The following is an 11646-nucleotide window of genomic DNA, read 5'->3' as shown; positions in this document are numbered from 1 at the left end:
CATCTACCACCTTTGCTGCTAATCACCACAATAGAAGATATGAGCAAGCAATAATTTGACTTTAAACTGTAATTAATCTGGTATAAACCAGGTAGCCAATATCTTACCACCCAGCGACTAACACGGAGAGAAAAGTACACATGAAGACAAATAATCATAACCTAGCGCAACAAGGAAGAGGGTGGATGCTAATCACTGGTTTAGCAGTCATGGTGCTGAGTGGCTGCTCTAGTCTGAATAGCAGGACTTTAGAGGCTGAACAAAATATTACTCAAGCCCAAAATACAAGTACACCTGCTTCAGTATTTGCACCCCCTCCTATCATTGCTGCCACAGGCGATCCTAATTTTGTAGTTGGAGTAGTACAAAAAGTGGGCGGTGCAGTTGTTCGCATTGATTCTGCCAGAACCATCACATCTCAAGCACCAGATCAATTTTCAGATCCATTTTTTCGCAGGTTTGACAGAGTACCACAGGAAAGACAAAGGGTAGAAAGGGGTAGTGGTTCTGGATTTATTATTAATTCCTCCGGTCAAATTTTGACTAATTCCCACGTAGTAGATGGTGCTGACCAAGTTACAGTTACACTCAAAGACGGTCGGACTTTTGAAGGTAAAGTTTTAGGAGAAGACCCAGTAACAGATGTAGCAGTAATTAAAATTGAAGCCAATAATCTACCAACCCTAGCTTTAGGCAATTCCAATGTATTGCAACCAGGAGAAGCTGTAATTGCCATTGGTAATCCTCTAGGTTTAAATAATACAGTTACATCTGGAATTATCAGTGCTACAGACCGTTCTAGTAGTGCTATTGGTGCTAGTGATAAGCGTGTGGATTATTTACAAACAGATGCAGCAATTAACCCTGGTAACTCTGGCGGACCATTGCTAAATATTCGCGGTGAAGTGATTGGAATGAACACCGCAATTATCCAAGGCGCTCAAGGTTTAGGCTTTGCAATTCCCATTAATACTGTGCAGAAGATTTCCCAAGAATTAATTGCTACAGGTAAAGTAGATCATCCATATTTAGGCGTGGAAATGATAACATTGACACCAGAAATCAAGGAAAGAATTCTTAGTAGATCTCGCGGACGTGTGAATTTAGTTGCCGAGCAAGGAGTTTTATTAGTGAGGATAGTTTCTAACTCGCCAGCTGCAATTGGTGGACTCAGACCAGGGGATGTAATTAAAACCATTAACAACCAACCTGTGAATAAAATAGAGGAAGTCCAAAAGCTTGTAGAAAATACCAAAGTCGGTAATCCGCTCCAAATCCAAGTAGAACGTGATGGAAAAGTAGCTCAATTAATAGTTAAGCCTGCCCCTTTACCAGTGCGTACTGAGAATTAATTTTTTTATTAATCTTGCATTTACCATTACTTAAATAATTTTTTCTTCCATGATGGAAACAGTCCCAATTATTCAATTAGGCAATCCGATATTACGCCAAAAAGCTGTTTGGGTAGAAAATATTCAAAATGAGTATATCCAAAAACTCATTGATGATTTAATAGCTACTGTTTCTCAGGCTAATGGTGTAGGAATTGCTGCACCCCAAACAGGGGAATCTTTACGCTTATTTATTGTCGCTTCCCGTCCTAATTCCAGATATCCTCATGCACCAGAAATGGAACCAACAGCGATGATTAATCCAAAAATTATTGCCCATTCAACTGAAGTTGTGAAAGGTTGGGAAGGTTGTTTAAGTGTTCCTGGAATTAGAGGTTTAGTTCCTAGATATCAGGAAATTGAAGTTGAATATACTGACCGCAATGGTCAGATACAAAAGCAAGAGTTATCAGATTTTGTTGCTCGAATTTTTCAACATGAGTATGATCATCTTGAAGGCAAAGTATTTTTAGATCGGGTAGAATCTACTAATGAATTGATGACTGAGGCTGAATATCAAAAGCAGATATAGGAATCATATTTGATTTTTGAAATATACGTAGGGTGTGGACAATAGCTACGCTTAGAGTGACAGCATAACCCACTATCCAAAATATACTATCCAAAATATATTGGTGCGTTACGCTGTCGCTAACACACCCTACAATACTGAATATAAAAAGCAGATAGTTAACAAATAAGCATTTAGTCAGCGTAGTAAAATAACTCTTCAGAGTGAGACTCAACACCCAAGCTAGAAGTTATATTCAATTTATTATTAACTCCTAGTTGGGTATAGCTATTTTAAGTAAATGACTACTGACAAAAAAGATCCCTTTGCAGAATGGAAATCTCTAGATTTTTGGAAAAAACAGTCTATTGATTTAATTCCCATGATGACAGGGTTAGCTGTCACAGGCAGAATGGGAATACATGGTTTCGCAGCAATTCCTGTTTTCATCCTAGCGGCAGATGTTACGCGCTGGGTGATTAAATATTTAGAACCAGAATTGGTGTCAGCAGAAAAAATTCAACCTATCCCAGATGAGGAAAGTAACACCAAAATTGCTTATACTGTGATGCATACAATTCCGGGTAGGATTAGATTTTCTATCCCACGTATAGCCAGAGACTCTGCTTTTGCCCAGAGGTTAGAAAACTTACTAAAAGCAAATGAGCAAGTTACTAGTATACGTATAAATTATCATGCTGCATCAATAGTTATTTCTTACCAATATTCTGAAGTTAGTACATCCCATTGGATAGAGATAATTGAGTTGGCTTTACAGAAAAATACCTCTATAAATACTACTTCTAACATAGAAACTATAGAGATTAATCATCCTCAGGTTGCCAGTTTTTTAGCCGATTTAAAGCCTCCATCTCTATCTTATTCCTTAGAATTGATGGCGAATTTGCCTGTATTAGATACAAAAGAATAAAATATTTTTCTGCGTCCTGTTGTACACACTTCGATAATGGCTAGTTATAAAGTATAACCTGCATCTCAATACATCTATCAATAGCAAGATGAGATAACTCTTCAAATTAAAGTAAATTAAAAGGCTTATTTGATATTCTCCGACTTACTGGAGGTTGATTTAATTATGGCCAAAATTACTGATTTTGTAGAAGATGCCGGCGCTCCTGGAATTATAGCCGGAATTGGTGCTGTTTTACTGGCTCCTGTGGTAATTCCTGTTGTAGCGGGAATTGGTAAACCGATAGCTAAATCAATAATTAAAAATGGACTTGTTGCTTATGAAAAAAGCAAAGGAGCTTTTGCCGAATTGGGTGAAACTTGGGAGGATATTGTGGCTGAAGCTAGAGCCGAAATAGCAGAGGAACAACACACACATACTTTTGAAGCGGCTGAGGGTGAATCAGGTAATGGTGCATAAAAGAGGAGTTGGAAAATTCAAATGATGTTATAGCCGTTCCTATGCTCGTGAGGTACAAAGTTTTTTCGTTTTAGGGAACTCTTAACAGGTAACAGTGAATAAATTGGTGTGTACTTCTTTAGACTGGGAAATGCTATATATCAAACTTACTTAATTACCAATCAATCTCAAAGAAACCCACGCTGCTTGCGGCGTGGGGAACTGGATTGAATCTCGTTTCTATACTCTGATGAATTCTAACAGACTCTGCTTTTGGTGATATTGGAGGCAGAGCCTCTTGATGGCATTCCCATTCGGAGACTGGGAACGAGATATAAATACTATTTTCAGGTTTTTTTAAGTGAGGTTTTGCTTTTTAGCAAAGATTTTAAATATGCTACAAGTTATGGATAAAACAAGTTTAAATAAACCATTTAATCCTATAACAACAAAAGTTGTTAGTGATACTCCGGGAAGGTTGCGGTTGAGAGTTGCTGCTGAAAATCGTCAGGCAGAAAAAATGCAACATATTGCTAATTTTTTAACGGCGCAACCTCATATTAGTGAAGTGAGGACTAATATCCATCACGGTAGTATTCTCATTAATCATGATGGTAAAAATGGAGCTTTGGCAGAAATTTTAGCTACACTGAAAGATATAGGCGTAATTTTTGCAGATATTACTCACGGTAATACTGAAGCAGCGACAGGTATATCTAATGCAGTTATTGATTTGAACCAACGAGTTGAAAGTGCTACAGATGGTACTGTTGATTTACGTTTTTTGTTCCCGTTTGGATTGAGTATTTTAGCAATAAGACAGTTAATAATTAAAGGTCTGCAATTAGAAGTAATTCCTTGGTATGTTTTAGCTTGGTATGCTTTTGATAGTTTTCTGAAGCTGAATACTGTTAACCAAACTCAAACAACATCTCTGAGAAAATAGAGACGTTTCATGGAATGTCTCTACAAGGGTGGTAAAAAACGCATATTTAATTTTCACTTCTAATATCTAATGGCAATTATCAGAAAAAATGCTGAAATTTGGTGCTGCGAGAGTTTATCCTGAGTTTTAGCACCTTTGCCAACATTAATTATGAAAAAGCTGATTAATCAACCGGAAGACTTTGTGAGGGAAAGTCTAGCAGGAATGGCTGTGGCTCATGCTGATTTAATCAAGGTAAATTATGAGCCGGCTTTTGTTTATCGCGCTGATGTACCCGTACAGGGAAAGGTAGCAATTATTTCTGGTGGTGGTAGTGGCCATGAACCTATGCACGCGGGTTTTGTGGGAAAGGGAATGCTTGATGCTGCTTGTCCGGGGGAAGTTTTTACTTCACCGACTCCTGACCAAATGTTAGCAGCAGCGCAGCAGGTAGATGGTGGCGCGGGTATTATTTATATTGTTAAAAATTACAGTGGTGATTTGATGAATTTTGAAATGGCGACGGAGTTAGCCAGAGGTGAAGGCATCCGCACGCTAAATATTATGATTGATGATGATGTGGCAGTGAAGGATAGTCTGTATACCCAAGGTAGAAGGGGTGTGGGGACAACGGTGTTGGCAGAAAAGATTTGTGGAGCAGCAGCAGAACAGGGTTATGATTTGCAGCAGGTGGCAGATTTGTGTAGAAGGGTAAATCTGCATGGACGTAGTGTGGGAGTGGCGTTGAGTTCTTGTACTGTACCAGCGAGGGGGACACCGACTTTTGCTTTGGGGGATAATGAGATAGAGTTAGGGATTGGGATTCATGGGGAACCGGGGAGAGCAAGGGTTTCTATGAAGTCAGGGGATGAGATTACAGAAATTTTAGTGCGATCGCTCATTGATGATCTTCCCTATAGTCGCACAGTCCGGGAGTGGAATGAAGCCACTGATGGGTGGGTAGATGTGGAACTGTTAAATAAACCCCTGCAAAAAGGCGATCGCATTCTGGCATTTGTTAACAGTATGGGTGGGACTCCTATTTCTGAACTCTATATTGTCTACCGCAAACTGGCAGAAATTTGTGAAATGGCAGGATTGCAAATTGTGCGAAGTCTAATTGGCCCCTACATCACATCTTTAGAAATGCAAGGTTGCTCTATCACTCTGCTGAAGTTAGACGATGAGATGCTCAGACTATGGGATGCACCAGTAAAAACACCGAGTTTACGCTGGGGAGTGTGAGATGGTTAATCAGGTGCAGATTGTCGAATGGTTATATGTATTTGCTTCTGTCATTGAGCATCATAAGGAAGATTTGACAGAGTTAGATGCCGCTATCGGTGATGCTGATCATGGTATCAATATGGATCGTGGTTTTAAAAAGGTCAGCAGTATTTTACCGAGTATTGCCGGGAAAGATATCAGCAGCATTTTCAAAAATGTGAGTATGACTTTAATTTCCAGTATTGGAGGTGCGAGTGGGCCTCTGTATGGAACTTGGTTTTTAAGAGCTAGTTCGGCTACTGCTGGCAAGCAAGAATTAACTCAAGAAGATATGTTGAAATTACTTCAATCTGGTTTGGATGGAGTGATTGAGCGAGGGAAGACGCAGTTGGGAGATAAGACGATGGTGGATGTACTGTCTCCAGCTGTGGTGGCTTTTGAGCAGGCTGTAGGTCAAGGTATGGGAACTGTGGAAGCTTTACAAATGGCAGTTGTTGCGGCTGAACAAGGGTTGAAGGCAACTATACCTATGTTAGCAAAGAAGGGTAGAGCGAGTTATTTAGGCGATCGCAGTATCGGACATCAAGATCCCGGTGGAACTTCTGCTTATTGGATGTTGCGGAGTTTGTTAGAAGTACTCAAAGGCTCTAATACAATTCGTAATTCGTAAATATTTATTGTCTTCTTTGTTTCCCTGTCAACTCCAATAACTTAACACTAGCGTAAAGTGCATCAATATGGGGCGTGGGGGTTTGCGTAAGTTTACCTAGTTCCACCACTGCACCTGCGATCGCTTCTATTTCTGTTGGTCGTCCTGCTTCGATATCTTGTAACATTGATGTTTTATGAGCGCCAACTTTTTCTGCACCGTTAATCCGCTGTTCTAAACTAATGCCAAATTTAATACCTAGCCTTTCAGCTATAGTTTGTGCTTCTAACATCATTTGTTGTGCTAGATCTCGGCTGGGAGGGTATTGGGCAATGGCTTCTAGGGTTGCACCAGTTAAGGCACTAATGGGATTAAATGCGAGATTTCCCCATAATTTCACCCATATTTCTGTTCTAATTTGATTGCGTACAGGGGCTTTAAATCCTGCTTTCTTCAAGGCTTGGGCTAATAATTGGATACGTTCAGTTTTAGAACCGTCGATTTCTCCGAGTGTAAATCTTTCCCCTTCAAGATGCTGAATTACTCCCGGTTCTACTATTTCCGCAGCAGGATAGACAACACAACCAATCACCCTGTCAATATCAATGTTGTTTTCAATAATACCATCTGTATCAAGAGAATTTAGACGTGTTCCTTCATAATCCCCACCATGTTTACGGAAATACCACCAAGGAATACCATTTTGGGCAGTGACTACCATTGTTTGCTCATGATATAGATGGGGAAGAGAGGAAGCAATGGCACTCACACTATTAGATTTTACTGCTAAAATCACTACATCCTGTGGTTCAACTGCTGTAAAATCACTAGTAGCTAAAACCGGAGTAGCAACCTGGCTAGAACCATCAGCTAATATGATTTTTAGTGCATTTTTTTGAATTGCTTCTAAATGGGAACCACGAGCAACTAAAGTTACCTCTTCACCAGTTAAAATTAACTTAGCACCGAGATAACCACCAATTGCACCAGCACCAACAATACAGATTTTCATAACAGCGATAACTAAAATTATGCAAAAAAGTGAAAATATCTGTCTGAATCAGGATTTACAGGATTAAAGGATTTACAAGATGTTTATTTACATTTGTTGTGTGAAAACTAATTGAAAAAATATACTCGAAATGCTTAGGAACTTTACTTTTCATTGATGAAAAAACTAAGTTCTAAGCCTCTCCCCGTTTACGAGATTTGGAGAGGGGTTCCATATTTGGTTAAATTATGAAACATTTGCAGTATAGTCACAATCCTGATTCTGACAGACATTTATGTTATCCAATATCCAACAATTTCGCCATTGCTAAACGTTGTAATTTACCCGTAGCACCACGAGGTAAAGCTTCTAAAATGTGAATTTGTTTAGGTACTTTAAAATCTGCTAATGTATTTGAGCAATATTGCTGAAGTTCTTTTTCACTAACTTCTAATTTTAGAACAACTGCGGCGTGAATTTCTTCACCTAAACTGTTATGAGGTACAGCAAAAGCTAAAGCTTCAGCAACAGCAGGATGACGTAATAAAACATTATCCACTTCTAAAGGTGAAATTTTTTCCCCACCCCGGTTAATTAGTTCTTTAATTCTTCCAGTTAAACGCAGATATCCATCTGCATCTATTATTCCCTGATCTCCGGTACGAAACCAACCGTTGATAAAAGCAGTTGCATTAGCATCTGGGTTATTTTCATAACCATCAATCACATTTGCACCCTTTACTACTACTTCACCCAAACTACCTTGAGTTAACAAATTACCTTCATCATCCATAATTCCCACATCTACATTAAAACCATAACCCACAGTTCCCGGTTTACGAATTTTTGGTGGTAAAGGGTTGGTTGACATTAAGTGGGCTGCTTCTGTCATGCTGTAAGATTCTAAAACGGGAGAATTGAAAGTTTTCTCCATTTCTTCAATGATAACTGGTGCTAAAGATGCACTACTAGAACGAATGAAACGGAAGGGGTTATTTTTAACAATTGATTGATTACGAATTGCCCGTGCTAAAATTGTTTGATGCATGGTAGGGGCAGCGGAATACCAAGTAGGTTTGTAAGTTTCTACAAGTTTCCAAAATTCCAAAGCATTAAAACCATGAGGACAAATTAAAGTCCCTCCTGATGCGAGGGTTGCTAATAGACATCCTACTAATCCATGAATGTGGAAAAGTGGCATTAAACAAAGTGTAATATCAGCAGATGTGAGCGAATAAGCAGCAATTATATTATTAGCAGAAGCGATTAAGTTACGATGACGAATAGGTACACGTTTGGGACGGCTGGTAGTACCACTAGTATGTAAAATCATCGCTATATCATCAGCATTGGGTGGTTCAGAATTTATTCCTGCTGTCGATGTTGGTTTAACTAATTCAAACTTTAAAGTTCCGTTATTATTGATTTTGGCATTAATTAAAATCATATCGGGTGTCACTGCTGCTATTGCTGCTTCTGGAGTTTCCGATAATGTAATTAGGGCTTTAGCTTGAGTATCTTCGTAATAAAAAGCAAATTCATCTTGTTTATATTTAGGATTTAAGGGTGCAGCAGTTCCACATAAAGCAGATGCTAAAAAGGTAATAGCCATTGGGACACCATTAGTCATGGCAATGGCAATACGATCTCCTTTTTTTAACCCAAAGCTATGCAGTTGAGATGTTAAAACAGTTATGTTGTCACGTAACTGCTGATAAGTAATTATAGATCCATTAGGAGTGATTAAAGCTGAATGCTTGTTTTCTCCTGCTAAAAGATTAAATAAATTCATTGGTTATTAGTTGTTCATTATTTAGTCATGGAAAAAAGTCTTTGTTCTGCCCTATCACCTATCTTTTGTCACCTGTTCTCGATATTCTAAAGCTAAAGCAATGGCGATGAACAATACTGTGAAACCTTGAATTGCATAAACTATAGTTACGGGTACGCCGGCGCTGCGTTGCATGATGTTTGCACCACTGCGAAGGGAGGCGAAAAATAGGGAGATGAAGACGACACCCAAAATACTACCACGACTTAAAAAAGCGATCGCGATCGCATCAAATCCATAACCGGGTGAAACCTGCTCAAATAGGCGATATTTCAACCCCATCACCTCGCACGCACCCCCTAAACCAGCTAAACCACCAGCTAAACCCATGACTAGCATAATGGTGTGTTCTACAGAAATTTTGGCATAACGGGCGGCAATAGGGTTAAATCCGACGGCACTAATTTGGTATCCTAAAGGCGATCGCACTAATAATATCCATAAAACCCCTGCTGTAATTAACGCCAATAAAATTCCCGCATGGGCAAGGCTTCCGGGTAAAATAATTGGTAATTGGGCAGTTTTGGCAATTAATGGCGAATAAGGACTAGGTGCTGCTGGTGCTTTTAAAGGATTCTGCACCAAATAACTAATTAAATTAATAGCAATGTAATTTAGTAGCAAAGTTGTAATTACTTCGTTTACCCCTTTGATTGCTTTGAGATAACCAGGAATCAAACCCCAAACAGCACCAAAAATAAACCCTAAAAATAGCGCTAAAGGTATATGAATTAATGCAGGCAATCCTTGAATATATAACCCAATTAAACTACTTCCCAAAGCACCTAAATAAATTTGTCCTTCTCCACCAATATTAAATTGTCCAGCACGTAAAGCCACTAAAACGCCTAAACTTGTAAATAGTAAAGGAGTCATTTTAGTGAGGGTATTACCAAAACCAAAATAGGTAGAAAGGGACTCTTGAAATAAAGCTGTATATGCAACAATAGGATTAGCCCCAGCCAACAATATTAAACCAGCACCAACTATTAAAGCCAAGGCGATAGCTATTAAAGGTGATAAAATTGGCACTAAACTCTTCAGTTTATTATCTGTAACCATTTTTTATTTTATTTCCTGGTTAACTGTTTTTCATCCAGAATTTAATATGTGAATTTTAGCTGGCATTTATCATTGTGCTACCCGTCATTAACAAACCAATCTCTTCAATAGTCGCTGTTTTAGCATCCAAGATATCCACAAACTCGCCTTTATACATTACCGCAATGCGATCGCTCATTGCCATCACTTCCTCTAACTCTGTAGAAATATATAAAATAGCTGCCCCTCGTTCTCTTTCTATTAACAACTTCGTCTGTACTGCTTCCGTTGCACCCACATCTAATCCTCTAGTAGGCTGCATGGCAATAATTAAAGTTGGTTCCCCCGCTAATTCTCTTGCTAATACTACCTTTTGTTGATTTCCCCCTGATAGGTAATTTACTGGCACATCTTCACCATTGATCCGAATATCAAAAGCGTCTATAGCAACTTGGGCATTATTTTTAATTATTTTTTCTTGTAATAAAAATTTATGCAAAAAGGGTACTTTATTAAAAGTTTTCAAAATTAAATTATAGGCAATATTGAATTGTAATACTAACCCCATTTTTTGCCGATCTTCTGGGATATATCCCACGTTTAAACTTTTCCTGCTTACAGAGTGATGATCAATTTTCCCTTTTGTGATAGTTCGCAACCCTGCAATAGCATCTGCTAATTCTCTTTGCCCATTTCCATCGACTCCAGCAATTCCCAAAATTTCACCTTGCCGCAGTTGAAAAGATAAATTGTTAACAGCAATTAAGCCTCTATCGTCTGCAACTTTTAGCCCATGTACTGATAATGCCAATTTTCCTAAGTTTGCTGGCGATTTCTGCAAATTTAAAACTACTTTTCGCCCTACCATTAATTCAGATAAATGCTGAGTTGTAGATGCCTTAGTATTGGTTGTAGCAACAACTTTTCCTCGACGCAATACAGTGACTGTATCACACAAATTCATTACTTCTTCTAATTTATGACTAATAAAAATAATCGTACTACCCCTATCGGCAAGTTGACGCAAGAGAGTAATTAATGAAGTTACTTCTGATGGTGTCAGAACTGCTGTTGGTTCATCAAGAATCAATAGTTTTGCTTGACGGTAGAGAACCTTCAGAATTTCTACCCGTTGCTGTGTTCCCACTGGTAAATCTTCGACTTTAGCCGTTGGGTTAATTTCTAATTGATATGCTTGAGATAAAGCTAAAATTTCTTGTTGTTTTTGGCGTAAATTTAAACGCCATTTTTTTTCAGTTCCTAAGATAATATTTTCTGTAACTGTTAACTCAGGTACAAGCATAAAATGTTGATAAATCATGCCAATACCTAATTTAATTGCTGCGTGAGATGAAGTAATATTTACAGGTTTTTCTTCTAAATATATTTGTCCCGAATCTGGTTGATACAGTCCACTAATTATGTTCATTAAAGTAGTTTTACCTGCACCATTTTCACCTAAAATCGCATGAATTTTACCAGCTTCTACTGTTAAGCTAATATTGTCATTAGCAATAAATGACCCAAAGTTTTTAGTGATATTTTCTAAACGTAGATATATCATTTTGGGAATAAAGTGCAAATGTTATACCCGTATTTCTCACAAACAATGTAATCGCAATTTGTATAACCCGTATAGAGAATCGGTTTCAGGCATTTTTTACGGGGTTGATTTTTGATGCAGTGTGAAACTCCAGAATCCAGATTTTAT

The 11646-nt window shown here is 38.3% G+C and carries 11 protein-coding genes; 7 read left to right on the top strand and 4 right to left on the bottom strand.

The features are described from left to right. The first annotated feature begins 140 nt into the window (after positions 1-140). The 7 genes from AC012T_RS26030 to dhaL all read left to right on the top strand — a co-directional run bounded on the left by AC012T_RS26030 (position 141) and on the right by dhaL (position 6093). Positions 141-1352, top strand: coding sequence for an HhoA/HhoB/HtrA family serine endopeptidase (locus AC012T_RS26030; protein ID WP_487062142.1), 1212 nt, complete (start codon positions 141-143; stop codon positions 1350-1352). A 49-nt stretch (positions 1353-1401) separates the two neighbouring features. Next, entirely contained in the window at positions 1402-1923 is a 522-nt protein-coding gene (gene def, locus AC012T_RS26025) for a peptide deformylase (protein ID WP_487062140.1), read from the top strand. Positions 1924-2203: 280 nt separating this feature from the next. Continuing rightward, entirely contained in the window at positions 2204-2833 is a 630-nt protein-coding gene (locus AC012T_RS26020) for an HMA2 domain-containing protein (RefSeq protein WP_487062138.1), read from the top strand. Between the two features lie 165 nt (positions 2834-2998). Next, positions 2999-3292: a DUF5132 domain-containing protein gene (locus AC012T_RS26015; protein ID WP_487062136.1), complete on the top strand. Its 294-nt coding sequence runs from the start codon at positions 2999-3001 to the stop codon at positions 3290-3292. Positions 3293-3665: 373 nt separating this feature from the next. Beyond that, complete coding sequence (locus AC012T_RS26010; protein ID WP_487062134.1) at positions 3666-4217, top strand: HMA2 domain-containing protein; 552 nt, start codon at positions 3666-3668, stop codon at positions 4215-4217. Between the two features lie 150 nt (positions 4218-4367). After that, entirely contained in the window at positions 4368-5441 is a 1074-nt protein-coding gene (dhaK, locus tag AC012T_RS26005) for a dihydroxyacetone kinase subunit DhaK (protein ID WP_487062132.1), read from the top strand. A gap of 1 nt (position 5442) precedes the next feature. After that, positions 5443-6093, top strand: a complete 651-nt coding sequence (gene dhaL, locus AC012T_RS26000; RefSeq protein ID WP_438890716.1) for a dihydroxyacetone kinase subunit DhaL — start codon at positions 5443-5445, stop codon at positions 6091-6093. A 4-nt stretch (positions 6094-6097) separates the two neighbouring features. Here the strand turns inward: dhaL and AC012T_RS25995 are convergent, their stop codons facing one another. The 4 genes from AC012T_RS25995 to AC012T_RS25980 all read right to left on the bottom strand — a co-directional run bounded on the left by AC012T_RS25995 (position 6098) and on the right by AC012T_RS25980 (position 11499). Beyond that, the gene (locus AC012T_RS25995) at positions 6098-7084 is read right to left on the bottom strand and encodes a 2-dehydropantoate 2-reductase (protein ID WP_487062130.1); all 987 of its coding nucleotides are present in this window, start codon (positions 7082-7084) and stop codon (positions 6098-6100) included. Positions 7085-7361: 277 nt separating this feature from the next. After that, a complete protein-coding gene (locus AC012T_RS25990; protein WP_487062128.1) occupies positions 7362-8855 on the bottom strand; it encodes an acyl--CoA ligase in 1494 nt (497 codons plus the stop codon). A gap of 54 nt (positions 8856-8909) precedes the next feature. Next, positions 8910-9956 (bottom strand): ABC transporter permease, encoded by a 1047-nt coding sequence (locus tag AC012T_RS25985; protein WP_487062126.1) that lies wholly within the window; start codon positions 9954-9956, stop codon positions 8910-8912. Between the two features lie 55 nt (positions 9957-10011). Continuing rightward, entirely contained in the window at positions 10012-11499 is a 1488-nt protein-coding gene (locus AC012T_RS25980; RefSeq protein ID WP_487062124.1) for an ABC transporter ATP-binding protein, read from the bottom strand. Between the last annotated feature and the right edge of the window lie 147 nt (positions 11500-11646).

It is taken from the genome of Anabaena sp. EIM26, from assembly GCF_057568715.1.
The sequence above is the reverse complement of the archived record's forward strand: the minus strand, read 5'-3'. Positions and strand labels throughout refer to the sequence as shown.